Source organism: Inquilinus sp. YAF38 (assembly GCF_052113205.1).
Classification (GTDB): domain Bacteria; phylum Pseudomonadota; class Alphaproteobacteria; order DSM-16000; family Inquilinaceae; genus Inquilinus.
Map to the genome: position 1 here is coordinate 1 of NZ_JBFRCU010000106.1, position 23591 is coordinate 23591.

20 protein-coding genes are annotated in these 23591 nt (G+C 71.6%); 11 read left to right on the plus strand and 9 right to left on the minus strand.

Going from position 1 to position 23591, the window contains the following annotated elements:
- Both AB4Z01_RS31420 and AB4Z01_RS31425 read left to right on the plus strand, forming a co-directional pair.
- Window positions 1-439, plus strand: a 439-nt coding sequence (locus AB4Z01_RS31420; protein ID WP_441700227.1) for a peptidoglycan-binding domain-containing protein, incomplete at its 5' end; no start/stop codon positions are given.
- Between the two features lie 64 nt (window positions 440-503).
- A complete protein-coding gene (locus AB4Z01_RS31425) occupies window positions 504-1379 on the plus strand; it encodes an SMP-30/gluconolactonase/LRE family protein (protein ID WP_441700228.1) in 876 nt (291 codons plus the stop codon).
- Between the two features lie 32 nt (window positions 1380-1411).
- Here the strand turns inward: AB4Z01_RS31425 and AB4Z01_RS31430 are convergent, their stop codons facing one another.
- Window positions 1412-4567 carry an AsmA family protein gene (locus AB4Z01_RS31430; RefSeq protein ID WP_441700229.1) on the minus strand — a complete coding sequence of 1052 codons (3156 nt, stop codon included), beginning with the start codon at window positions 4565-4567 and terminating at the stop codon, window positions 1412-1414.
- Window positions 4568-4736: 169 nt separating this feature from the next.
- On the opposite strand from AB4Z01_RS31430, the gene AB4Z01_RS31435 reads away from it, so the two are divergent.
- The 3 genes from AB4Z01_RS31435 (at window position 4737) to AB4Z01_RS31445 (ending at window position 7204) form a co-directional block, all read left to right on the plus strand.
- Window positions 4737-4946, plus strand: coding sequence for a DUF4169 family protein (locus AB4Z01_RS31435; protein ID WP_441700230.1), 210 nt, complete (start codon window positions 4737-4739; stop codon window positions 4944-4946).
- On the plus strand, window positions 4947-6065 hold the full coding sequence (mltA, locus tag AB4Z01_RS31440) for a murein transglycosylase A (protein ID WP_441700231.1): 1119 nt from the start codon (window positions 4947-4949) through the stop codon (window positions 6063-6065).
- Window positions 6066-6241: 176 nt separating this feature from the next.
- Complete coding sequence (locus AB4Z01_RS31445; protein WP_441700232.1) at window positions 6242-7204, plus strand: DMT family transporter; 963 nt, start codon at window positions 6242-6244, stop codon at window positions 7202-7204.
- Here the strand turns inward: AB4Z01_RS31445 and AB4Z01_RS31450 are convergent.
- On the minus strand, window positions 7179-8186 hold the full coding sequence (locus tag AB4Z01_RS31450; RefSeq protein ID WP_441700246.1) for a MerR family transcriptional regulator: 1008 nt from the start codon (window positions 8184-8186) through the stop codon (window positions 7179-7181). The genes AB4Z01_RS31445 and AB4Z01_RS31450 overlap by 26 nt on opposite strands.
- A gap of 307 nt (window positions 8187-8493) precedes the next feature.
- On the opposite strand from AB4Z01_RS31450, the gene AB4Z01_RS31455 reads away from it, so the two are divergent.
- Both AB4Z01_RS31455 and AB4Z01_RS31460 read left to right on the plus strand, forming a co-directional pair.
- The gene (locus AB4Z01_RS31455) at window positions 8494-10497 is read left to right on the plus strand and encodes a class I tRNA ligase family protein (protein WP_441700233.1); all 2004 of its coding nucleotides are present in this window, start codon (window positions 8494-8496) and stop codon (window positions 10495-10497) included.
- Between the two features lie 188 nt (window positions 10498-10685).
- Window positions 10686-10928 carry a biotin/lipoyl-containing protein gene (locus tag AB4Z01_RS31460; protein ID WP_441700234.1) on the plus strand — a complete coding sequence of 81 codons (243 nt, stop codon included), beginning with the start codon at window positions 10686-10688 and terminating at the stop codon, window positions 10926-10928.
- Window positions 10929-11092: 164 nt separating this feature from the next.
- Here AB4Z01_RS31460 and AB4Z01_RS31465 read toward each other — a convergent pair whose 3' ends face one another.
- Together AB4Z01_RS31465 and gcvA are read right to left on the minus strand one after the other, a co-directional pair.
- A complete protein-coding gene (locus AB4Z01_RS31465) occupies window positions 11093-11530 on the minus strand; it encodes a hypothetical protein (protein ID WP_441700235.1) in 438 nt (145 codons plus the stop codon).
- A gap of 46 nt (window positions 11531-11576) precedes the next feature.
- Window positions 11577-12464, minus strand: coding sequence for a transcriptional regulator GcvA (gene gcvA, locus AB4Z01_RS31470; RefSeq protein WP_441700236.1), 888 nt, complete (start codon window positions 12462-12464; stop codon window positions 11577-11579).
- 91 nt (window positions 12465-12555) lie between these two features.
- On the opposite strand from gcvA, the gene AB4Z01_RS31475 reads away from it, so the two are divergent.
- Window positions 12556-12720 (plus strand): hypothetical protein, encoded by a 165-nt coding sequence (locus AB4Z01_RS31475; protein ID WP_441700237.1) that lies wholly within the window; start codon window positions 12556-12558, stop codon window positions 12718-12720.
- Window positions 12717-13142 (plus strand): GFA family protein, encoded by a 426-nt coding sequence (locus tag AB4Z01_RS31480; RefSeq protein ID WP_441700238.1) that lies wholly within the window; start codon window positions 12717-12719, stop codon window positions 13140-13142. Before AB4Z01_RS31475 ends, AB4Z01_RS31480 begins: the two co-directional genes overlap by 4 nt.
- A gap of 3 nt (window positions 13143-13145) precedes the next feature.
- Here the strand turns inward: AB4Z01_RS31480 and AB4Z01_RS31485 are convergent, their stop codons facing one another.
- Window positions 13146-14042, minus strand: a complete 897-nt coding sequence (locus AB4Z01_RS31485) for a DMT family transporter (protein WP_441700239.1) — start codon at window positions 14040-14042, stop codon at window positions 13146-13148.
- A gap of 130 nt (window positions 14043-14172) precedes the next feature.
- Here AB4Z01_RS31485 and AB4Z01_RS31490 point away from each other — a divergent pair, with 130 nt between their 5' ends.
- Window positions 14173-15084, plus strand: coding sequence for a helix-turn-helix domain-containing protein (locus tag AB4Z01_RS31490; RefSeq protein ID WP_441700240.1), 912 nt, complete (start codon window positions 14173-14175; stop codon window positions 15082-15084).
- 61 nt (window positions 15085-15145) lie between these two features.
- A complete protein-coding gene (locus AB4Z01_RS31495; RefSeq protein WP_441700241.1) occupies window positions 15146-16621 on the plus strand; it encodes a hypothetical protein in 1476 nt (491 codons plus the stop codon).
- Here the strand turns inward: AB4Z01_RS31495 and AB4Z01_RS31500 are convergent, their stop codons facing one another.
- From AB4Z01_RS31500 to mutS, 4 genes are all read right to left on the minus strand, one after another.
- Complete coding sequence (locus tag AB4Z01_RS31500) at window positions 16622-17647, minus strand: NAD-dependent epimerase (protein WP_441700242.1); 1026 nt, start codon at window positions 17645-17647, stop codon at window positions 16622-16624.
- On the minus strand, window positions 17647-18930 hold the full coding sequence (locus AB4Z01_RS31505) for a nucleotide sugar dehydrogenase (RefSeq protein WP_441700243.1): 1284 nt from the start codon (window positions 18928-18930) through the stop codon (window positions 17647-17649). The genes AB4Z01_RS31500 and AB4Z01_RS31505 overlap by 1 nt, the downstream gene beginning before the upstream one ends.
- A gap of 220 nt (window positions 18931-19150) precedes the next feature.
- Complete coding sequence (locus AB4Z01_RS31510; RefSeq protein ID WP_441700244.1) at window positions 19151-22054, minus strand: [protein-PII] uridylyltransferase; 2904 nt, start codon at window positions 22052-22054, stop codon at window positions 19151-19153.
- An 8-nt stretch (window positions 22055-22062) separates the two neighbouring features.
- Window positions 22063-23591 (minus strand): DNA mismatch repair protein MutS (mutS, locus tag AB4Z01_RS31515; protein WP_441700245.1); only part of this gene is annotated, 1529 nt, incomplete at its 5' end.

Here is a 23591-nt window from a genome sequence, read left to right on the forward strand (position 1 = left end):
GGCCCCCGCCTCTCGGCCGCGCACCGCGCCCCGGCCCGAACCGGCCCCCGCCGCGCCCGTGGCGACCACCAGCGAGCGGAACACGGCGCCGGAAGGCCGTGCGCCCGGCTCGCCACCGCCGACCGCGGCCCGGCAGGCACCGCCGCAGCAGGTCGCCGCGGTCCCCGCTGCCCCGGCCGCTCCAGCGACGCCGGCCGCACCAGCCAGCCAGCCGGCCGGCGACACGCAGGTCAGGGAGATCCAGCAGCTGCTGACGATGATGAACTACAACGCCGGCCCGGCGGATGGCCGGCTGAACCGCCAGACCCGCAACGCTATCGCCGCCTTCCAGCGGCAGCAGAAGCTGCGGGTCACCAGCCGGCCCTCGCCGGCGCTGCTGGAGGCGCTGCGCCGGGCGGCCGGAGCCGAGACGCCGGACTGGACCCCGGGGCATTTCTGACCACAATCGCGGTCGAAGGTGACCCGGCGATTCGGGCCGCCATGGAATGCGGGAAGGCAAGGCGATGGGTCAGGACGCGGTCCGCATCTGGGCGGCCGGGGCGACACTGGGCGAAGGGGCGCTGTGGCTGGCCGAGGAGCAGGCGCTGTACTGGGTCGACATCCTGCAGCCGCGGATCCTGCGCTACGACCCGGCGACCGGGGCGCAGGCGGAATGGCCGATGCCGGAGCCGATCGGCTTCATCGCACCGCGCCGGCGCGGCGGGCTGGTGGCCGGGCTGCGCAGCGGCTTCCACCTGATCGACCTGCCCGAGGGCAGGGTCACGCCGATCGGCAACCCGGAGCCCGACCGGCCGGGCAACCGCTTCAACGACGGCAAGGTCGACCCGATGGGCCGACTGTGGGCCGGCACCGTCGAGTTCGGCTGCGCCGAGCCGACCGGCGCCTTCTACCGGCTGGATCCCGACCATCGCTGGCACCGCATGGATGATGGCTACATCGTCACCAACGGCCCGGCCTTCTCGCCCGACGGCAGCATCCTGTACGAGGCGGATTCGGAGCGGCGGGTGGTGTACGCCTACGACCTCGACCTGGCCGGTGGCGCCATTGCCAACCGCCGGCCCTTCGTGATCTTCGCCGACGATGACGGCGTGCCGGACGGCATGACGGTCGACCGCGACGGGCATCTGTGGGTGGCGCATTGGGGCGGGTCGCGGGTCAGCCGCTTCCGACCGGACGGCACGCTGGACCGCGCCGTCGCGATCCCGGCGCCGCATGTCACCAGCTGCGCCTTCGGCGGCCCCGGCCTGACCACGCTCTACGTCACCACCGCCCGCGCCGGGATGTCGGACGCGGCGCTGCAGCAGCACCCGCTGGCCGGCGGGCTGTTCGAGATCAAGGACGCCGGCCGCGGCCTGCCGGGCAGCCACTTCGCCGGGTAGCTCGCAACCGAACCCTGACGCCCCTCCCCCGCTCAGGGTCCCGGGGGCGGCTCCGCCGGCGCATCTGGAGCCGGTCCAGCCGGAGCCTCCGGGGTCGGCTCGGTCGGGCGGATGGCGGCGCGGGCGGCGGCCCAGTCTTCCAGCGCCTTGGTTTCCAGCCGCCGCACCGGAGCCGAGGGGGTGCCGTCGAAGCGCAGCCCCACCGCCGGCACGTCGGGATGGGCGCGGAAGCCGATATCGAGGCCGAGGTCGAGCCGCCAGCGCGGCAGGTCGAGGGTGAAGCCGCCGGTCCCCACCGCCATGTCGGTGGCGAGGCGCAGATCGGTCGAGGCCGCAATACCGTCGGCGACGGTGAAGGTGGCGTTGATCGCCGGCACCGCGGTGCTGCCGCCGGCGAAGGCGGCGCGCAGCCCTTCGAGGAAGGCGCCGGGCAGCCCCGGATCGGCCAGCAGCCGCCCGGCCGCGGCGAGATCGATGCCGGCCAGCGAAGCGTCACGCACCGCCACCAACCCCTTGCCGTCCAGCCCGTAGACCAGGCCGGCGACGCTGTTGCCGGCCGAGGTCGCGTCGAGGCCGAGGTCGAGACGGCCGGCGAGGCCCTGCGGCCCGGCCGACTGCCGCAGCATGGCGGCGAGGTCGGCGTCGACCAGGTCGGCATGGCCGGACCAGCGCGGCCCAACGGCATCGTCCCGGGGCCACTCGATCCGGCCGTTCAGGCCGAGCCGGCCGCCGGCGATTCCGGCCGAGAGCCGGTCGAGATTGAGCCCCGCCTGGTCGAGCCGGACGTGCAGCTCCGGCTGGTCCAGGGTCCATCCGGCGAGCGAGACCGCCGCCGCGTCGATGTCGAGATTGCCGTCGATCCTGGCCAGGCCGCCGAGGTCGAAGGGCCGCGCCGGCCACTGGCCGGCGGCGTCGCCGGACGGCGCCAGCCCGGCCAGCAGCCGGTCGAGCGGCAGCGCCGTGCTGCGCAGCGATACTGCCAGGCGTGGCCGGGCGCCGCCGGTATCGAGCTCGACTGTGCCGCCCAGCGACACCGGGCCGACCGTGCCCTGCAGGTTGTCGAGGCGCAGCCGGCCGCGGGCCCAGTCGGCGTCGGTATAGAGGTCGATGCCGCCGAGGTCGGGCGCCACCAGGCCGCCGTCGCCGACCCGCTGCAGCAGCCCCGGCAGGTCCGGATGGGTCAGGCGCAGGCCGAGCGTGGCATGCGGCGCCATYGCCGCGTCGGACAGGCTGCCGCCCAGCGCCACGGTGCCGCCGAGCGCGTCGACCGTGCCGTCGACCGACAGCGACGCCGGGTCGCCGCGCAGCCGCAGCGAGGCCTTGAGCGGGCCGCCGGGCGGCGTTGGCACCGCCCCGTGCAGGCGCAGCGCGCGCAGCAGCGCCGRGGGGTCCTGGGCGTCGAGCGTCGCCTGCAGGTCGATGTCGCCAAGACCGGCGAGCCGGCCGATGGCGCCATTCAGGCTGAGCCCCATGCCGCCGGGCCCTTCGACGCGGCCGCTGTGGACGGTCAGCGCGCCCTGGGCCAGCGTCGCCTCGAGCCGCAACCCGGTGAAGGCGGCGCCGTCGACCGCCACGGCATCGACCGTGGCGTCGAGATTGACGTCGGCCCCGGTCAGCGCGGCCAGAACCCGATCCCGCAGCTCGGGGTCGGATTGCAGCAGGTCGGAGAGCGGCGGCGCACCGGCCGGGCGGTAGGCGTCGATGTCGAGCCGGCTGATGGTCAGCCGGGCGCCGAGGCCGGGCCGGGCGCCGGCGACATAGGTCAGGGCGCCGGTCAAGCGGTTGCCGTCGAGATCGGCGTCGAGGTTGGACACCCGCAGATTGGCGACATCGCCGTTCAGGGTGGCGGCGATCTTGCCCCGACGCAGCGCCGTGGCCGGGACCGCGCCGGGATCGATGTCGGCCCAGTCGAGCGCGCCGCGCAGGTCGTCGGCCGCGAGCTGGACCGAGAGCTGGTCCGCCACCGGCCGGTCACCGTCGAGACGGATGGCGCCGGAGGCTGCGCCGGAGGCGCCGCCGGGCAGGCCGAAGGCGAGACGGGTCAGGCCGATCCGGCCGGGATCGAGCGTCGCCTGCAGCCGCAGGTCGCGCACCAGCCCGTCGCGCACCGCCAGCGCCGCGACCGAAAGGTCGAGCGTGCCGGCAACCGGCAGCACGACCTTGCGCGACAGCATCGCGGCCAGCCGGCCGGCCAACGTCGCGGGACCGGCATCGTCGCCGACCCAGTCGGCCAGGGCCAGGCGGTTGAAACCGAGGGTGACCTCGACCCGCGGCACTGCGGCCAGGGTGACGGCAATGCCGCCGGCGGCGCGCATGTCGCCGAGATCGGCGGTGAGGTCGGTCAGCTCGATCCGCTCGGCCCCGGCCTCGTCCGCCCGGGCCTGCACCGTGGCGCGCAGGGCGAAGACGCCGGGCCGGGACGCCGMGCCCGGCAGCTTGACGCCGATCCGCGCCAGGCTGGCGTCGAGATCCTTGCCGACCACCGAGACGTCGCCCTGCAGGCCGCCATCGGGCCGCAGCAGGCCGCCCAGCCGCGCCTCGGTGGCGTCGAGCCCGACCGTCGCCGTCACCGGCAGGGCGCCGAGCGGCGAGCGCGGCTGCAGCGCCAGGTCGAGCGTCATCGGCACGCCGGCGAGGACGCCGGCGCCGCTGATCGAGACCGGCCCGCCCGGACCGGGCGCGCTGAGCCGGACATCCGCCGCCTCGACCTCGAGCTGGCGGCCGTTGCGGCGGTCGAGCCACAGGATCGAGCCCTGGCGGATCGCGGCGCGGACGGAGTCGAGCCGGTGGCCGATATCGCCGCCCAGCCCGTCCCACGAGCGGCGGCCGTCCGGCAGCGTCTCCAGCGCCACGCTGGGCTGGTCGAAGCTGACGCCGACGACCTCGATGCGGCCGAGCAGCAGCGGCAGGAACGCGACCCGCAGGTCGACGCCGTTCGCGGTCAGCAGGTCCGGCACGGTGGCGCCCGGGACGCTGGCGACGCGGACGTCGCCGGCGGTGAGGCGCGGCATCGGCAGCATCTCGAACGAGACCGGCCCGTCGATGGTGACGGCGCGGCCGGTCAGGCCGCCGATCTCCTGGGCGATGCGGGCGCGATAGGGCGTCCAGTCGAGCTGGCCCGGCACCACAAGCACCGCGGCGACCAGCAGGACGAGGAGGACCAGGAGACCGAAGGCGAGTTTTTTCAAGGCGCTGCAGGCGTCGTCCGGGGTTGCGACTCCGGCGCATGATCGGAATCGTCGGACGGATTCACAATACAAATCCGGATTGGGACAAAACACCCTGGAAATCGCGTTGCTGCGATCTTATCCCGCATCGCCGTTTCAGCTAGTCTCGACGGCACGGAGGGACGCGGAAATGGGCGAGGTCATCAATCTGCGGCAGGCACGCAAGGCCAGGGCCCGCGCCGACAAGGAGGCGCAGGCGCAGGAGAACCGCGCCCGCTTCGGCCGCACCGGGGCGGAGAAGCGGCGCGACGCCGACACGGCCGAGCGCGACGACCGCCGGCACGAGGGGCACCGCATCGACGGCGAGGATGACAAGGATCCGGACGGGGGCGCTGCGTAAATGCGCTCTACGATCCGCGTCACGGCCCTGCTGACACTGCTCGGGCTGGTCCTGGCCGGCTGCGCCGGCCCCACGCGGCCGCCCAAGGGCGGCGGCACCGGCGGCGTGGCCACCGATTTCCAGCATCTGCCGGGCTGGCGCGAGGACGGCGTCGCCGCCGCCCTGCCGGCCGTGTGGAACACCTGCAGCGTCTATGCCGGCAAGTCGCCGGGCACGCGGCTGAACTACAACGGCATCGAGGGGCCGGTCGAGGATTGGGGGCCGATCTGCGACGCCGCCCACCGCCTGACGGGCCGCGACGAGGCCCAGGCCCGGCAATTCTTCGAGACCTGGTTCACCCCGGTCGCCCTGGCCGGCTTCGACAACGGCCAGTTCGGCCGCTTCACCGGCTATTTCGCGCCGGAGCTGAACGGCAGCCGGGTGCGCCACGGCGCCTACCAGACGCCGCTGTACCGCACCCCGGGCAACGGCCGGGACCGCCAGAGAAGCCGGGCCGAGATCGCCCGCGGCGCGCTGGACGGGCGCGGCTACGAGATCGTCTGGGTCGACGACCCGATCGACGCCTTCTTCCTGGAGATCCAGGGCTCCGGCAAGGTCCGGCTGGACGACGGCAGCGTCATCGGCCTGAAGTTCGACGGCCAGAACGGCCAGCGCTACAAGGCGGTCGGCCGGGTGCTGGTCGATGCCGGCATCGCCACGCTGGACGAGATGTCGATGGGCTATATCCGGAACTGGATGATCGCCAATCCGGACCGGGTGCAGTGGCTGATGAACCAGAACCCCAGCTACGTCTATTTCCGCGAGAAAGAGGCCGCGGACGTGATCGGCGCCCATGACGTGCCGCTGACGGCGGGGCGCAGCCTGGCGGTCGACAAGGACTACATCTCGCTGGGCACGCCGATCTGGCTCGACATCGAGGACGACCCGACGGTGCCGAACCGGACGCTGCGCCGGCTGGTGCTGGCCCAGGACATCGGCGGCGCCATCCGCGGCCCGATCCGCGGCGACCTGTACTGGGGCGAGGGCCACGCCGCCGGCGATATGGCCAGCGCCATGAACGCCGAGGGCCGCGCCTACATGCTGGTGCCCCGCGCGACCCTCGGTCTCGCGAGGCAGTAGAGGGAGCTCCCGCCCCTCCGGACCAGCGCAGGGCGGGCAACAACGGCGAAATTCAGGCATCCAGTCCTGCACGAATCGAAGGCAGGCGATGCAAGGCGCGCAATGGCGCCGCCGATTCGGCCGACGTAAGGTAGGGATCGCGGCCCCGAGGCCGTCCCTTGCCGGCCGCCGCCACCATGACCCTCACGCTCGCCCAGCCCCGCGCCTCCGTCGCCGCGGGCATCGGTTTCGCCTGTTTGGGCTTCGCCCTCTACACCTGCATGGACACCGCGGTGAAATGGGTGTCGGCGGGCTTCCCGCTGTATCAGGTGATCTTCTTCAACTCGGCCTTCGGCCTCTTGCCGATGCTGGCCTATGCCCAGCTGACCGGCGGTGTCGGCCAGTTGAAGACCAAACGGCTGTGGCTGCACGCCACCCGGTCGGCGATGGGGCTGGCGGGGTCGTTCACCTGCTTCCACGCCTATGCCGAGATGCCGATCGCCGACGTCTACGCCGTGCTGTTCTGCGCGCCGCTGCTGATCACCGCGCTGTCGGTGCCGATCCTGGGCGAATCCGTGGGCTGGCGGCGCTGGACCGCGGTCGGGGTCGGCTTCATCGGCGTCATGGTGATGCTGCGGCCGGGCGCCGGCATGGCCAACCCCGCCGTGCTGGGCGCGCTGTTCTCCGCCGTGGTCAATGCGGTCGGCTTCCTGCTGCTGCGCCGCTTCATCGCCAGCGAGAACCGGATCTCCTTCGGCTTCTATGCCAATTCGACCACCGCCATCGTCACCGGGCTGATGATGCTGGTCTTCGGCGGGGTGATGCCGGAGCTGCGCGACCTGCTGGCGATCGCCATCGGCGGCGTGCTGGGCGGCACCGCCTACCTGTTCGTCACCAACGCCTACCGCCAGGCGCCGGCCGCGGTGGTGGCGCCGTTCCAGTACAGCCAGATGATCTGGGGCGTCGTCTCCGGCTACCTGCTGTGGCGCGACGTGCCGGACCCGACCATGCTGATCGGCTGCGGCATCGTCATCGCCAGCGGCCTGTACATCCTGCACCGCGAGACGGTGCGGCAGGCGCCGGTGGCGCAGGGCGCGACCCCGGCCGCCACCGTCGCCTCGGTGTCCTCGCCGATCAGGACGTCGCCGGACCACGGCTGAGCCGCTCACGCACCTCCGGCGTGGCCAGGCAGGTGGCGACGGCCTCGTAGCCGGGCGCGCCGGGATAGGGCGCGGCGTAGACCGGCGAGCTGTGATTGGCCGGGCACAGCAGGATCGCCTCGTCCGGCCCGACCGCCGCCAGGTCGAGAATGGCGCAGGACCGGGTCATCAGGAACAGCGGCCGCGCTTCAGGGCCACGGCGGCGGAGATGGGCGATCAGCGCCTCCTGCGTCGCCTGGTCCAGCCCCTGCTCGACCATGTCAACGACCACCGGCCCCTCAGCCTCCAGCCCGGCGAGCAGGGCGACCAGCGCTTCCGAGATCGTGGCGCCGTCCTCGGCGAGCCAGGCCAGGGCCCGGTCGATTCGGGCGCGGAGATCCGGATCCGCGTCCAGCCGGGCCTTGGCCGCGGCACCGCCATCGTCCACCCGGTCGAGGCCGAGGAAGGCGGCGCCGGGCAGCACCTCGGCCAGGCGCAGTGCCAGCCGGGTCTTGCCGCTGCCGAGCGGGCCGATGATGTAGGTCAGCGGCCGGACCGGCCCGAGCTCGAAGCGCTCGCCGCCCCAGGGCCAGGGCAGATCGAAGGCGATGCCTGGTGAGGGCGATATGAGGCTCGCCAGCTCGCCGGCGGTCGGCGCCCGGCCGCGGGCGAGGCCGTCGCGCAGGCCATGCACCCGCTCGATCGTGCCGGCGAGCTGGCGCAGCCGGCCTTCGAGCGCCGCCTGATGCGCCGCCAACGCCGGCTCCAGCCCCTGCGGGTCGCCCTGCAGCACGCGCGCCACCTGGGCCAGGCTGAAGCCGAGCGCGCGCAGGGCGGCGATCTCGCCGGCGCGCTCCATCTCGCCGGGCCCGTAGGCGCGCCATCCGGCGGCGCTGCGTACCGGGGCCAGCAGGCCGCGCTGCTCGTAGAGCCTGAGGGCTTTGGCCGAGACCCCGAGCCGACGGGCGGCTTCGGAGGCGTTCAGGAAGCGGGCGGAAGACATCACGGTCTCACCTCGTCATTGATTGACCGTCCCCCTTATCGGAGCAGTCCCAGGGGCCGGGTCAACAGGGATTGGCGCTGTGGTCGAAATCCGTCATGCTGGCCCTCATGATGACCACGCGTGCAGCCTCGGAACGACTTACGGCCTTCTGAGCCGGCCGGACCCGTGCGTCCGGTTTCCGTCCCCCTTTGCTGCGTGCCATCCCATGACCATCCGCGCGCCTTTCCATCTCCGACTTCCCGGCGGCCGTCGGCGGGAGGTCTGCCGGCGGCCATAGCTCCCCCTCTGCACGGGCATGGAGGCACGGATGGCTTACGATCCGCGGGCGATCGAGCCGAAATGGCAGGCCTATTGGGACGAACACCGCAGCTTCCGGGCGGAGATCGACCCGGAGAAGCCGAAATTCTACGCGCTGGACATGTTCCCCTACCCCTCCGGCGCCGGGCTGCATGTCGGCCATCCGGCGGGCTACACCGCCACCGACATCATCTGCCGCTACAAGCGCATGGCCGGGTTCAGCGTGCTGCACCCGATGGGCTGGGACGCCTACGGCCTGCCGGCCGAGCGCTACGCCATGCGCACCGGCATCCACCCGGCGGTCACCACGAAGCGCAACATCGAGACCTTCCGCCGCCAAGTGCGGCGCCTGGGCTTCTCCTATGACTGGGAGCGCGAGCTGGCGACCACCGATCCAGGCTTCGTCCGCTGGACCCAGTGGATCTTCCTGCAGCTGGTCGAGCGCGGCCTGGCCTATCAGGCCGAGGCCGCGGTGAACTGGTGCCCGGCCCAGAACACGGTCTTGGCCAATGAGGAGGTGAAGGACGGCCGCTACATCGAGACCGGCGACCCGGTTGTGCAACGGCCGATGCGGCAATGGATGCTGCGCATCACCGCCTATGCCGACCGGCTGCTGGCCGATCTGGACGGGCTGGACTGGCCGGAGGGCATCAAGGCGTTGCAGCGCCACTGGATCGGCCGGGCCGAGACGGTGGCGGATGACGGCACCCGCCGAGTGACCTACCGCCTGCGCGACTGGCTGTTCTCGCGCCAGCGCTATTGGGGCGAGCCGATCCCGATGCTGCACCTGGCCGACGGATCGGTGGTGCCGCTGCCGGAGGACAGCCTGCCGCTGCTGCCGCCGGAGCTGGACGACTATGCCCCGGCGCCGGGCGGCGAGCCGCCGCTGGCCCGCGCCACGGACTGGGTCGAGACCATCGTGCCCGGCACGGCGATCCCGGCCCGGCGCGAGACCGACACCATGCCGCAATGGGCCGGCAGCTGCTGGTACTATCTGCGCTTCCTGGACCCGCACAACGACCGGGAGATCGTCAGCCGCGAGGCCGAGCGCTATTGGCTGCCGGTCGACCTGTATGTCGGCGGGGCGGAGCACGGCGTGCTGCACCTGCTGTATGCCCGGTTCTGGCACAAGGTGCTGTACGACATCGGCGTGGTCTCGACGCCGGAGCCGTTCCGGCGGCTGGTCAACCAGGGGATGATCCTGGCCCCGTCCTATCGCGACGCCGCCGGCCGCTACTACGAGGCGGCGGCGGTAGAGGAGCGGGACGGCGGATTCTACGCCGGGTCGGTGCCGCTGGTGCGGCAGGTCGAGAAGATGTCGAAGACGCGCTTGAACGTGGTCAATCCGGATGCGGTGGTGGCCGAGCACGGCGCCGACGCGCTGCGGCTGTACGAGATGGCCCTGGGCCCGCTGGAGGCGACCAAGCCCTGGCAAACCGACGGCGTGGCCGGCATCCGCCGCTTCCTGGACCGGTCCTGGCGCATCGTCTGCGATGAGGACGACGGGCTGAGCCCGGCGGTGCGGGAGGCGGAGCCGCCGGCCGGACTGCTGCGGCTGCGCCACGCCACGGTCGCGGCGGTCACCGCCGACATCGAGGCGCTGCGCTGCAACACCGCGATCGCCCGGCTGATGCGGCTGGCCAAGGCACTGGCCGCCGCCGACCCGCGCCCGCGCGCAGTGGTGCAGGATTTCGTGCTGCTGCTGGCCCCCTTCGCCCCGCACATCGCCGAGGAGCTGTGGAGCAGGCTGGGCCATCCGGACAGCCTGGCCTATGCCCCCTGGCCCGGCTTCGACCCGGCCCTGACCGCGGAGGAGAGCCGGGACTACGCGGTGCAGCTGGACGGCCGGGTGCGGCACCATTTCCGCGGCTCGGCCGGTCTGGACGCCCCGTCCCTGATCGCCGCGGCAAGGGCCAATCCGAAGGTGGCGGCGCTGCTGCAGGGCCGCGAGGTGGTGCGGGAGGTCGCGGTGCCCGGCCGGCTGGTGAATTTCGTGACGCGGCCGGGCGGATAGGGAGTTAATCGGCATCGTCGTCATGGCGCCCGGTCGAAACGCGACTGTATTGGAGGAATATGCTCCTTTCCATCGAGCCGACCAGGTACATTAGCTCACACGCCTGGGACCTGCAGGTATGGTCGGATGCCTATCTTGGACGGCTGAAGGCGAATTGTGGTCATACCTTTCAATGCCGTGGAGGAAACATGATCGACGTCGTTATGCCGCAACTCGGTGAAGACGTCACCGAAGCGACAGTGCAGCAGTGGCTGGTACAGGAAGGCGCATATGTAACGCGAGAACAAACCCTCCTCGTGGTCTCCACCGACAAGGCAGACACCGAAATCCCGAGCCCTTGTGACGGCCGAGTGGTCGCTATTGTTGCGCCGGTCGGTGCCAAGGTTCCCAAAGAGGGCCTCTTGGCTCGGATCGACGACACCGCCACCTAACCGATCAAATTCTCCATGGATGAATCGCCAGCCGTAGGTTGGGTCGCGTCGGCGAACCCAACATTGCGATTTCGCCTCCTGTCATTACTGGGAACAATAGTGATTGCCGAAAGATGTTGAGTTCGAAGGTGAACCCAATCTATTCCCTAAGTGGGCAGCGGTAGTTAGAAGACACTGTCGAAAACAGCCACGTCTCCGCCGCCGAGAGCGATCACCCACAGACCACCATTTTCCGGCGGCAGGTTTATCTTCCAGCCCTCGTAGCCAGAGGAGTTGTTGAACGCCTCCATCCGAACGCCAGCTTCGAAATGAAGCGTGAGATCGGCGGTTTCCTGATCGATCGCGATCTTGGTGATCGCCTTTCCGGCCAGCAGCCGATTCGCTTCGGCTTGCCCATCGACCGGAGACGGCAGGCCAAACTGTTGACCATCATCCTGGTCGGCCAATGCGATCCTTCCCTCAGCGACTATCCGCCATGGGACCGGGAAAGAGATATTGCCTCCGCCTTCCAGATTGACGGCCCAGTCCGCCTCCCTCCGCTCCACTGAGCAACGGCGTCCGATCAGATTCTGCTCAAGCGTGGCGAGCCAATCCTGGTCCATCGGACGATGTTCGCATCGGCCGAAAATGTCCGCAACGGGCCACCGCTCACCCCTCCTCCACCGGCGGCAGGCAATCGAGCAGCCAGGCGCGGAAGGCGCCGGCGGCGGGGGAGAGGCGGCGGTCTTCCGGCATCGCCAGCCAGTACCAGCTGCGCGGCACCGTCACGTCGAACAGCCGCACCAGCCGGCCGGCGGTGATGTCGCGGGCGCAGAGCACGTCGTCGCCCATCGCCACCCCCTGCCCGGCCATCGCCGCGTCCAGCGCCAGCGCCACGTCATGGAAGCGCGGGCCACGGGTGGCGTCGATGCCCTCGACCCCGGCCGCCGCCAGCCACAGCGCCCAGGTCCGGGCGCTTTCGTCATGCAGCAGGGTCTGGCCGCGCAGGTCCGCTGGCTGCTTCAGTGAGGCCGCCAAGGCCGGGGCGCAGACCGGATAGTCCATCACCTGCGCCAGCCGCTCTGCCGCCAGGCCGGACCAGCCACCGACGCCGTAGCGGATGGCGAGGTCGGTCTGCTCGGCCCGCAGGTCGACCAGGCGCTGGGTCGGGTCGAGCTCGATGTCGATGCCGGGATGGCTCTGCCGGAAGTCGCCCAGCCGCGGCACCAGCCAGCGCCCGGCGAAGGCGGGCTCGACCGACAGGCGCAGCCGGCCGCGCCCGGCCTCGGCCGAGATCGCCACCATGCCCTGGGACAGCCGGTCGAAGGCGTCGGCGACCACGGCGGCGAAGGCCCGTCCGGCCTCGGTCGGCGCCAGGCCGCGGCCCTCGCGCAACAGCAGCGGCACGCCCAGCCGCGCCTCCAGCCCGCGGACATGGCGGCTGATCGCGGCGTGGCTGACGCCGAGCTCGGCCGCGGCGGCGGTGAAGCTGCCGCGGCGGGCGGCGGCCTCGAAGGCGCGGACGGCGTTGAGCGGCGGCAGCGGGCGCATGCTCATCTGTAACTTTTCCTTACAGATGCTGCAAGGGAACGGCGTTTGTGCCGGGGCGGGCGAAGCGGCAGAGTCGGGGCACGCCCAGGAGGCACCCATGTTCCACCATCTGCTCGACGCCTATCTCACCGTCTTCGCCCCGGCCCCGCGCCGAGCCCCGGTGCTGCCGAAGGAGTGCCGCGCCGAGACCCTGCCGCCGCTGCCGATCGGCCGGCGCCGCAGCCGCCCGTCGCGGCGGCCGATGGTGATCGGCCGGCCGTGAGCAAGGGCCCCTTCCCGCTCGAGGGCGGCTGCCTGTGCGGCGCCGTGCGCTATCGCATCGACGGGCCGGTTGCCTCGGTCGACTACTGCCATTGCCGGATGTGCCAGAAGGGCACCGGCACCCCGGCCGTGGCCTGGGCGACCGGCCCCTATGAGGCCTTCCGCTGGACCAAGGGAGAGCCGCGCGGCTATCGCTCCTCGCCGATCGGGCAGCGCTGGTTCTGCGCCGATTGTGGCTCGCCGCTGGCCTTCGAGGGCTTCGAGCCCGAGGGCAAGACCATGGGCGTCACTTTGGCGACGCTGGACGACCCGACGGCGCTGCGGCCGCGCCAGCACGCCTGGGTCGGCACCCGCATCCCCTGGCATGCGATCGACGAGAGCCTCCCCCAATACGAGGACGAGGGGCCGGCGAGCGGTGTCTGACCGTCAGGCGCTCGCCGGTGCCGTCCCGTTGCGGCGGCCCGGCAGCCGGGCGAAGACCAGGACGTTGCCGAGCAGCACCAGCGCCACCCCGGCCACCGCCGTCGCGGTCCAGACATAGCCTTCCAGCAGGGCCGAGGCGTTCAGCGCCACCAGCGGGAACAGCACGGTGGAATAGGCCGCCTTGTCGGCGCCGATGCGGCCGACCAGCGTCAGATAGGCCAGGAAGGCGACCACGGAGCCGGGGATGGCGAGGTACAGCAGCGCCCCGACATAGGCGGGCGACGGGTCGAAGCGCCAGGGCGTGCCCTCCACCAGCACCACGGCCAGCAGGATCAGCGTGCCGTAGACCATGCCCCAGGCGGTGGTGGTCCAGGGCGTCAGGCCGCGCCGCCGGTGCATCACGGCGAAGACGTTGCCGATGCCGAAGCCCATGGTGCCGGCCAGCGCCAGGCCGAGGCCGTACAGCATCTGGAGGTCGAGTTGCGCCGGATCGATGCCGAACAGCAGCCACAGGCCGGCCAGCCCGACCGCGCCGCCGGCCAGGACGCGCGGCTTCAGCGGCTGGCCCAGCGCGATCCGGCTGAACAGCGCGGTCCAGACGCTGCCGGTGGAGAAGGCCACGGCCACCAGGCCGCTCGGGACATAGGCCGAGGCGTGATAGACCAGCAGGAAATTGCCGCTGAACAGCGCCAGCCCCTGGCCCAGGCAGACCAGATGGTCGCGGACGCGCAGGGTCTCGCGCCGGCGGGTGATCAGCAGCAGCGCGGCCATCACCGCCGCGGCCAGGGCGAAGCGGTACAGGATCGACAGCTCCACCGGCACCGGGCCGATCTGGTAGTGGATGGCGATCCAGGTGGTGCCCCAGATCAGGACGACGAGCAGGTACAGGGCGGCGGTCATGACGGCACACGGGTTCCGGAATCTCGGCCGTGATCCTGCGCCTGCCGGCGTCACCGGGATTGCACGTCCTTGCGCAGTTTCCGCGCGGCCTCTGGCCCGCAACGGAGCGTAGGCCTAGAGTCCGGGGACCATGAACCGGCCCGGACCCAGGATCGACGAGACCCCGCTGCAGCGGCTGGCGGCGCGCTACGGCGTGGCCGGGGCGCTGGCGTCGTCGCGCGCGGTGCTGAAGCGCACGGTCGAGATCGGCGACGGCTTCACCCTGGCGGAATGGTGGAACGCCCACGACACCACCGGCTACCACGCGCCCGGCCACCACACGCTGAGCCTGTACCTGGAGGGCGGCGAGGGCACCCAGCGCATCGGCTTTCCCGGCCGCTACGGCGGCCCCGGCCGGTTCTGCCTCCTGCCGGCCGAGCATGAATCGCACTGGGTCCTGACCCGGCCGATGCGCTTCCTGCATTTCTATTTCGACCGCGGCGCCCTGGCCGCGGCCGGCGCTGCCGCGCATGATGCCGACATCCGCGAGACCACGCTGCCGGACGACACCTTCTTCGACGACCCGGATGCAGCGCGGCTGATGGCCGGGCTGATCCGGCTGGACTGGGGCGACGCCAGCGCCCGGCTGGCGGCGACCCAGAGCGGGCACGAGCTGCTGGCCCATCTCGCCGGCCGCAGGCTGCGCCGCCGCCCCTCCCCCGCCCTCGACGGCGGCCTGGCCCCGCATATCCGCCGCCGGGTGCTGGAATTGGTCGAGGCGGCGCTGGACGAGCCGCTGACGCTGGGCCGGCTGGCCGCCGCGGCCGGGCAGTCGGAGTTCCATTTCGCCCGGATGTTCCGGGCCTCGGTCGGGCTGCCGCCGCACGCCTATGTTCTGGCCCGGCGGCTGGACCGGGCCCGCCGGCTGCTGGCCGAGGGCGACCGGCCGCTGGCCGAGATCGCCGCCGCCTGCGGCTTCACCCATCCGAGCCACCTGACCCGGCATTTCCGCACCGCCTTCGGCGGCCCGCCCGGCGCGTGGCGGACGGCCGTGCGCGGCTGAATCCGGCTTCACCCGCCCCCGGACCGAAGTCATAGTGATGGAAACGGGGGAGAACAAAGCGATGCGGCGGTTTCTGTGCCTGGCCTTCGGCCTGGGGATGCTTTCGGCTGGCCCGGCCTGGGCCCAGGCGACGGCCGAGGAGGCGGCGAGGTTGAAGGCGGTGCTGGAGGCCTGGATGCCGTCCGGCGAGAACCTCACCCCGGCGGAGGCCGACTATATCGTCGAGAAGCTGCCATCCGCCCTGGTCGTCGGCCGCTGGCAGGTGGAGCCCGACGGCGATGGATATCGGATCCAGTCTCCCGGTGTCCGGTTCGCACTGGCCAGAGGCTTCGAACAGCTGTTCGGCACCATCGTTCTCGCTTGCGATCCCGACCAGATACGCGCCACGGCGACGGCGGCCGGGCCTTTTGCCCTGAGCGGTGACGCCGCCTTGAGCTGCCGCCTGGAAAACGCGGACGGCTCGACCTGGCCGATCACCGCCGAAAGCCGGAGCACCACCGGCTCGATCGACCCCCGCGACCCGGCGAGCGTATCAACCGATGTCATTCTCGACCGCGTCACGGTGGGGAGCGGCGGGGCCGGCGAACCGGCGCGGATCGATCGCCTGATCATCTCCGGCGGCGGCAAGGCGGCGGCGAACGGACGCTCGGAAGTCACCGGCCGCTACACGCTCGAAGGCTTCTCGGCCCCGTCCCCGAGCGGCACCGGCACGATTGCGGCCGACCGCATCGTCTACGATGTCGGGGCCGAGGACGCCGACACCGCGGCATCGGCCGGCGCCGCGATCGCACTGGCCAGGCGCCTCGCCGGATTGACCGGCGACGCCGCCCGCACGGCCGGCGACGACCCTGCGGTGCGGGCCCTGCAGGACACGCTGCTCGACAGTTCCGCCCCGACCTCCCGCCAGGAGCTCAGGGTCGAAGGCCTGACCACCAGGACACCGGTGAGAACGCTCAAGCTCGACACCTTCGCCTTCGGCGTCGCCATGAGCGACCTCGACCGCAGCGGGGTCCGCCTGACCATACGGCTGGACACCAGGGGCATGGCGTTCGAGCCGCCGACCCCCTACACCGCCTGGATCCCGTCGGAGAGCACGGCTCAGCTCACGATCGAGGACATGCCGCTGTGGCAGATCGTCGGGGATTCGATGCTGCCCGGCGAACGCGATCCCGCCGCGGTGTCTCGGCTGCTTTCGGAATCCCCGATGCGCATGCACATCGAATCCGTCCATCTGGCGGCGCCGGAGGCCTCGCTCGATCTCGGCGGCATGATCGCATCGGCGCGCGACGCCGTGCGCGGGCAGACGGGCAACCTCCGGCTGCGCCTGACCGGGATCGATGGGTTGGTCAAGGCGCTGCAGGCCGATCCCAAGGCCGGTCAAGCCGCGGCAGGCCTGACCATGGTGCAAGTGCTGGGCCGGCAGACCACGCTGCCGGACGGCCGGTCGGCGCGCGACTACGACATCGTCATCGACCCGTCGGGCAAGGTCCTGGTCAACGGCGCCGACGTCCAGGCGCTGGTGCCGAAGGATCTGTGATCAGACGCCGTAGTAGCCGCGGTACCATTCGACGAAGCGGGGGATGCCGACCTCGATCGGGGTCGAGGGGCGATAGTCGACCGCCGCCTCCAGCTCCTCGACATCGGCATAGGTCTCCGGTACGTCGCCGGGCTGCAGGTCGCGGAAGACCTTCTGCGCCTCGCGGCCCAGCGCCCGCTCCAGCACCGAGATCATGTCCAGCAGCGCCACCGGCCGGGTGTTGCCGATGTTGTACAGGCGATAGGGCGCGGCGCTCGAGGCCGGGTTCGGGTGGTCGCCGGACCAGGCCGGGTCGGGCTGCGGCACCCGATCCAGCACCCGGGCCACGCCTTCGACCAGGTCGTCGACATAGGTGAAGTCGCGCAGCATGTGGCCGTGGTTGAACACCTCGATCGGCCGGCCTTCCAGGATGGCGCGGGTGAACAGGAACATCGCCATGTCCGGCCGGCCCCAGGGACCATAGGCGGTGAAGAAGCGCAGCCCCGTCACCGGCAGGCGGTAGAGGTGGCTGTAGGAATGCGCCATCAGCTCGTTCGCCTTCTTGGTCGCGGCGTAGAGGCTGAGCGGATGGTCGACATTCTGGCGTACCGAGAACGGCATCGCCGTGTTGGCGCCGTAGACCGAGCTGGAGGAGGCGTAGACCAGGTGGCGCACGCCGTGGTGACGGCAGCCCTCCAGCACATTGAGGAAGCCGACGACATTGGCGTCGATATAGACCTCCGGGTGGGTCAGCGAATGCCGCACCCCGGCCTGGGCGGCGAGATGCGCCACCCGGCCCGGCTTCACCTCGGCGAACAGTTCGGCCATGCCCGGCCGGTCGGCGATGTCGAGCCGGCGGAAGGCGAAGCCCGGGCGCTCGGCCAGCCGCTCCAGCCGCGCCTCCTTGAGGTGGACGTCGTAATAGGGGTTGAGATTGTCGACCCCGACCACCCGATGTCCGGCGTCGAGCAGCCGCCGGGCCAGGGCGAAGCCGATGAAGCCGGCGGCCCCGGTGACCAGGATCGGCTCGGCGGTGGGGGCAGGCATTACAGGCTCCAATAGGCCAGGCGGGACGGCACGCTTGCCGGGTCCAGCGCCGATTTCACATCCATCACCAGGCCGCCCTCGCGCAGGAAGGCCCAGAGCTCGTCGCGCGGCCGGTCGAGATAGGCCCGGTGCGGCACCGCCAGCACCAGCGCGTCGAGGTCGCGGAAGGCGTCGAGGCCTGCGAGGTCGATGCCGTATTCCTGCCGCGCCCGTTCGGGATCGGCCAGCGGGTCATGCACCAGCGGCGCGATACCGTAGGTCTTGAGCTCGGCCACGATGTCCGGCACCCGGCTGTTGCGCAGGTCGGACACGTTCTCCTTGAAGGTCAGGCCGAGGATGCCGACCCGGGCGCCGAGGATGGTGCGGCCCTGGCGCGCCAGCACCTTGACCAGCCTGGCCCCCAGGAAGGCACCCATCTGGTCGTTGATGCGGCGGCCGGCCAGGATCATCTCCGGCCGGTAGCCGACCGCCTCGGCCTTGGCGGTCAGGTAATAGGGGTCGACGCCGATGCAGTGGCCGCCGACCAGGCCGGGCTGGAACTTTAGGAAGTTCCATTTGGTGCCGGCGGCGGCCAGCACCTCGGCCGTGCGCAGGCCCAGCCGGTCGAAGATCATCGCCAGCTCGTTCATCAGCGCGATGTTGAGGTCGCGCTGGGTGTTCTCGATCACCTTCGCCGCCTCGGCGACGCGGATCGACGGCGCCCGGTGCAGCCCCGCCGGGATGATGGCGCCATAGGCCGCGGCCACCCGCTCCAGCGTCGCGTCGTCCTGGCCCGACACGACCTTGACGATGCGCTCCAGCCGGTGCTCGCGGTCGCCGGGGTTGATCCGCTCCGGCGAATAGGCCAGGGCGAAGTCGATGCCGGCACGGAGGCCGGAGGCGCGGGCCAGCGCCGGGCCGCAGACTTCCTCGGTGGCACCGGGATAGACGGTGGATTCGAACACCACCACCGCGCCGGGGGTGAGCGCCCCGCCGATGGTCCCGCAGGCGCGCAGCAGCGGCCCGAAATCCGGCCGGCGCTCGGAGTCGATCGGGGTCGGCACGGTGGCGATGAAGAAGTTTACGCCGGAGAGGTCGGCCGGATCGGCGGTGACGGCGAGGCCGCTGTCGGCGAGATCCGCGGCCTCGACCTCGCCGGTGACGTCATGGCCCTCGCGCAGGGCGGCGATGCGGGCCGGGTCGATGTCGAAGCCGATGGTGCCCGGAAAGCGCCGGGCGAAGGCCAGCGCCACGGGCAGTCCGACATAGCCGAGCCCGATCACGGCGATGCGTTCGGAGGTCATGGAATGCCCTTGCCCCCGATTTCATCCTCCCCCTCCCCTTGCGGGAGGGGGTAGGGGGAGGGGTTTGGCGCCGAGAGATCAATGTCGATCGCTCGGCACATTATGACGGTGGGTTCGTATGACCTCGCGCCGGCACACTTCGATCGACACTCCCTCCCCCTACCCCCTCCCGCGGGGGGAGGGGGAGAGTCGGAATTCTGGGCCGGCATAGGGGCAACGCTCATGCCGCCGACCGGCCGGTGCGGCGGCGGCGCTTCGGGGCGGCGGAGACGGGCTTGGCCACCGGGTCGGCCAGGACCTCGCCCAGAGTCCTGCGGATCTGTGCCAGCTTGGCCTCGTGTGTCACCTTCAGCCCGAACACGTCCTTGACGTAGAACACGTCGACCGCGCGGGCGCCGAAGGTCGAGATCTTGGCCGAGGAGATCTGCAGCCCCAGGCCGGTCAGGGCCCGGCCGACCGCGTGCAGCAGGCCCGGCCGGTCGCGGCCGTTCAGCTCGATCACCGTATGGGTGCGGCTGGCCTCGTTGTCGACCAGCACGCGCGGCGCGATCGACACCGAATGCAGCCGCGGATAGCTGCGGTGCCGCCGCTCCAGCTCGGCCGACATCTTCATCTCGCCGGACAGGCTGCGCTCGATCGACACCCGCACCCGGGCCAGCTTCTCCGGCGCGTCGAAGGCGCCGCCCTCGACCGCGTCCTGGACCAGGAAGGTGTCGAGCGCCATGCCGTCGGCGAAGGTGAAGATCTTGGCCTCGACGATGGTGCCGCCGGAGACGGCGATGGCGCCGGCCAGGCGCGAGAACAGGCCGGGATGGTCGGCGGTGTGGATGGTCAGCTCGGCGACGGTGCGCTGCTGGTCGACCTGGATGTCGACCGCCAGCGGCTCGCCTTCCGCCTCGGCCGCGCGCACYAGCCGGGCATGGCGGGCCTGGGTGGCGCCATCGAAAGCCAGCCAGTAGCCGCGGCTGGCCTTGCCGGCATAGGATTCGACCGCCGCTGGCGGCCAGTCCGCCAGCGCCTGGCGCAGCAGGGTCTTGGCCTGGTTGACGCGGTGTTCGACACCGACCGCCTCGTCGGCGCCGGACAGCCGCTCCTCCGCCCGGTGGTACAGCTCGGACATCAGCGTCGCCTTCCAGGCGGTCCAGCGGCCGGGGCCGACGGCGCTGATGTCGGCGGCGGTCAGCACCAGCAGCAGGCGCAGCCGCTCCGGGCTTTCCACCGCGGCGACGAAGTCCTGCACCGTCTTGTCGTCCTCGATGTCGCGCTTGAAGGCGGTGTCGCTGAGCAGCAGGTGCCAGCGCACCAGCCACTGCGCCGTCTCGGTCTCCTCCGGCGTCAGGCCGAAGCGGGGCCCGAGCTTGCGCACCACGCGGGCGCCCAGCACCGAATGGTCGCCGCCGCGGCCCTTGGCGATGTCGTGGCACAACAGGGCGACATAGAGCGCTCGGCGCGACCCGGTCTTGCGCATCACCTGGGTGGCCAGCGGCAGCGTCTCGGCCGCCTTGCCGGTCTCGATCCGGTGCAGGATGCCGAGCGCGAACAGCGTGTGCTCGTCGACCGTGTAGGTGTGGTACATGTCGTACTGCATCTGCGCCACGACCCGGCCGAAATCCGGCACGAAGCGGCCCAGCACGCCGGCCTCGTTCATCCGCCGCAGCGGGATCTCGGGGTCTTGCTCCGCGGTCAGGATCTCCAGGAAGATGCGGTTCGCCTCCGGGTCGTCGCGGAGGCCTGCGATCAGGTCGATGTTGCGGGTGATCAGCTTCAGCGCCGCCGGATGGATGTCGAGGTCGCGCGCCTGGGCCACCCGGAACAGCCGGATGATGTCGACCGGATGGTCGCGCAGCGGCTTCTCGCCGGCCAGGCTGATGCGGTCGCCGTCGAGCGGCAACCCGTCGACCATCGGCGCCGAGAAGCCGAGGAAGGCCAGGCCGCGCTTCGGCCGGCGCTGGCTTTCCGCCTCCAGCGCCGCGCAGAAGATCCGGGTCAGGCTGCCGACCTCCTTGGCGACCAGGAAGTAGTGCTTCATCAGCCGCTCGACGCCCTTGGCGCCGGCATGGTCGGTGTAGCCGGCGACGCGCGCCAGCTCCGGCTGCAGGTCGAAGGTCAGCCGGTCCTCGGCCCGGCCGGTCAGGTAGTGCAGGTGGCAGCGCAGCGCCAGCAGGAAGCTCTCGGACCGGCGAAAGCGCCGCGCCTCCTCCCCGGTCAGCACGCCCTTAGCGACCAAGCCGTCGACGTCGTCGACCTGGTACAGGTACTTGCCGATCCAGAACAGGGTCTGCAGGTCGCGCAGGCCGCCCTTGCCCTCCTTCACATTGGGCTCCAGCACGTAGCGGCTGTCGCCCATGCGGCGGTGGCGGCTGTCGCGCTCGGCCAGCTTGGCCTCGGTGAAGGCGGCGCCGGTGCCGGCCGTCACCTCCTCGACGAAGCGGCGGCGCAGCGTGTCGTAGAGCGACTGCTCGCCCCACAGCAGCCGCGTCTCCATCAGGCTGGTGCAGATGGTGGTGTCGGTGCGGGCCAGGCGCAGGCAGTCGTCGACCGACCGCACCGAATGGCCGACCTTCAGCCCGAGGTCCCACAAGAGGTAGAGCATATACTCCACCACCTGCTCGACCCGCGGGTTGCGCTTGTAGGGCAGCAGGAACAGGAGGTCGATGTCGGAGAACGGCGCCAGCTCGCCCCGGCCGTAGCCGCCGACCGAGGCGACGGCGAAGCGTTCGCCCACGGTCGGGTTCGACACCGGGAACAGCCGCGACACGGTCAGCGAGGCCAGCGCCCCGATCAGCACATCCATCAGCCAGGCGGATTCGGCGACGCAGGCATCGGCCGACCCGGCCTCATCGACGAAGCGGCGGCGGATCACGGCGCGGCCGGCGGCCAGGGCCTCGCGCAGCACCGCCAGGATCGCGGCCCGCTGCGCCTGGGCGTCACCCTGGTCCATTGCCTCGTGCAGCCGCTGCTCCAGCACCGCCGGGTCGATGATGTCGAGCGGCGCTTCGACGGTCTCGCCGCCACGCCGGGTCGCAGCCGGCGCGGGGGCGGCCGGCACGGCGGCCGCGCCATACGGCAGGAAGCGGCGGAGGCGGCCGCGAAGGCCGGGACGGGCAAGGGTCTCGTCGGGCATGATTTGTCTTAAATGAGCAAAGCCTTCAGAGCATACAACCGTTCGAGCGCTTCGCGCGGGGTCATCGCGTCGGGGTCGATCGCCGTGAGCGCGATCTCCAGCTCGGACGGGCCGCTGGGCACCGCCGGCGCTGCGGCCGGCCGGGCAGCCGCGGCCGAGAACAGCGGCAGGTCGTCGACCAGCCGGGCGACGCTGCGGCCTTCCTTGCCCGCCTCGAGCGCCTCCAGCACCTCCTGCGCCCGGCCGACCACCGCGGCGGGCAGCCCGGCCAAGCGGGCGACATGGATGCCGTAGGAGCGGTCGGCCGTGCCCGGAGCGACCTCGTGCAGGAAGACGATGTCGCCCTGCCATTCCTTGACCCGCATGGTGTGGCAGGCCAGCCGGGGCAGCCGCGCCTGCAGCGCCGTCAGCTCGTGGTAATGGGTGGCGAACAAGGCCCGGCAGCGCGTGGTCTCGTGCAGGTGCTCGACGCAGGCCCAGGCGATCGAAAGCCCGTCGAAGGTGGCGGTGCCGCGGCCGATCTCGTCCAGGATCACCAGCGCCCGCGGGCCGGCCTGATTCAGGATCGCCGCCGTCTCCACCATCTCGACCATGAAGGTGGAATGGCCGCGGGCCAGGTCGTCGGCGGCGCCGACGCGGCTGAACAGCCGGTCGACCACACCGATCTCGGCCTCCTCGGCCGGCACGAAGCCGCCCATCTGGGCCAGCACCGCGATCAGCGCGTTCTGGCGCAGGAAGGTCGACTTGCCGGCCATGTTCGGGCCGGTCAGCAGCCACAGCCGGCGGTCTTCCGACAGATCGCAGTCATTGCCGACGAAGGGGCCCCCCTGTGCCTCGGCCAGGGCGATCTCGACCACCGGGTGGCGGCCGCCCTTGATGCGGAAGCCGGTATCGCCGGTCACCTTCGGCCGGCAATAGCGTCGCTCGACCGCCAATTCCGCCTGTGAGGCGGCCACATCGAAGCCGGCCAGGGCGCGGACGGCGCCCGAGATCGCCTCGGCCCGGCCGGTGACTTCCCCGACCAGGTCGGCGAACAGCCTGAGCTCGAGCGCCAGCGCCTTGTCCGCCGCCTCGCCGATCGAGCGTTCCAGCATGCCGAGCTCGACCGTGGTGAAGCGCATCGCCGAGGCCATGGTCTGGCGATGGATGAAGGTGCCGACATGCGGCGGCTGCAGCAGCTTGTCGGCCTGGTTGGCCGAGACCTCGATGTGGTAGCCGATGACGTTGTTGTGGCGGATCCGCAGGGTCGAGATCCTGGTCTCGTCGACATAGCGCTGCTGCAGCGCCGCGATCAGCCGGCGGGATTCGTCGCGCAGGGTGCGGACCTCGTCCAGCTCCGGCAGGTAGCCCGGGGCGATGAAGCCGCCGTCGCGGATCAAGAGCGGCAGCTCCTCGGCCAGGGCCCGGCCCAGCCGGTCGACCAGAGCGTCATGCTCGCCGAGCTCGGCTGCGGCGCGGGACAGCAGCGGCGGCAGGTCGAGGAAGCGCGGCGCGCCGAGCCGTTCGCGCAGGCGCCCGCCCTGGCGCAGCGCATCGC

Coding starts and splice junctions, on each gene's coding strand:
- AB4Z01_RS31425 (WP_441700228.1), top strand. CDS start 504: ATGGGTCAGGACGCGGTCCGCATCTGGGCGGCCGGGGCGACACTGGGC.
- AB4Z01_RS31435 (WP_441700230.1), top strand. CDS start 4,737: ATGGGCGAGGTCATCAATCTGCGGCAGGCACGCAAGGCCAGGGCCCGC.
- mltA (WP_441700231.1), top strand. CDS start 4,947: ATGCGCTCTACGATCCGCGTCACGGCCCTGCTGACACTGCTCGGGCTG.
- AB4Z01_RS31445 (WP_441700232.1), top strand. CDS start 6,242: ATGACCCTCACGCTCGCCCAGCCCCGCGCCTCCGTCGCCGCGGGCATC.
- AB4Z01_RS31450 (WP_441700246.1), bottom strand. CDS start 8,186: ATGTCTTCCGCCCGCTTCCTGAACGCCTCCGAAGCCGCCCGTCGGCTC.
- AB4Z01_RS31455 (WP_441700233.1), top strand. CDS start 8,494: ATGGCTTACGATCCGCGGGCGATCGAGCCGAAATGGCAGGCCTATTGG.
- AB4Z01_RS31460 (WP_441700234.1), top strand. CDS start 10,686: ATGATCGACGTCGTTATGCCGCAACTCGGTGAAGACGTCACCGAAGCG.
- AB4Z01_RS31465 (WP_441700235.1), bottom strand. CDS start 11,530: ATGGACCAGGATTGGCTCGCCACGCTTGAGCAGAATCTGATCGGACGC.
- gcvA (WP_441700236.1), bottom strand. CDS start 12,464: ATGAGCATGCGCCCGCTGCCGCCGCTCAACGCCGTCCGCGCCTTCGAG.
- AB4Z01_RS31475 (WP_441700237.1), top strand. CDS start 12,556: ATGTTCCACCATCTGCTCGACGCCTATCTCACCGTCTTCGCCCCGGCC.
- AB4Z01_RS31485 (WP_441700239.1), bottom strand. CDS start 14,042: ATGACCGCCGCCCTGTACCTGCTCGTCGTCCTGATCTGGGGCACCACC.
- AB4Z01_RS31490 (WP_441700240.1), top strand. CDS start 14,173: ATGAACCGGCCCGGACCCAGGATCGACGAGACCCCGCTGCAGCGGCTG.
- AB4Z01_RS31495 (WP_441700241.1), top strand. CDS start 15,146: ATGCGGCGGTTTCTGTGCCTGGCCTTCGGCCTGGGGATGCTTTCGGCT.
- AB4Z01_RS31500 (WP_441700242.1), bottom strand. CDS start 17,647: ATGCCTGCCCCCACCGCCGAGCCGATCCTGGTCACCGGGGCCGCCGGC.
- AB4Z01_RS31505 (WP_441700243.1), bottom strand. CDS start 18,930: ATGACCTCCGAACGCATCGCCGTGATCGGGCTCGGCTATGTCGGACTG.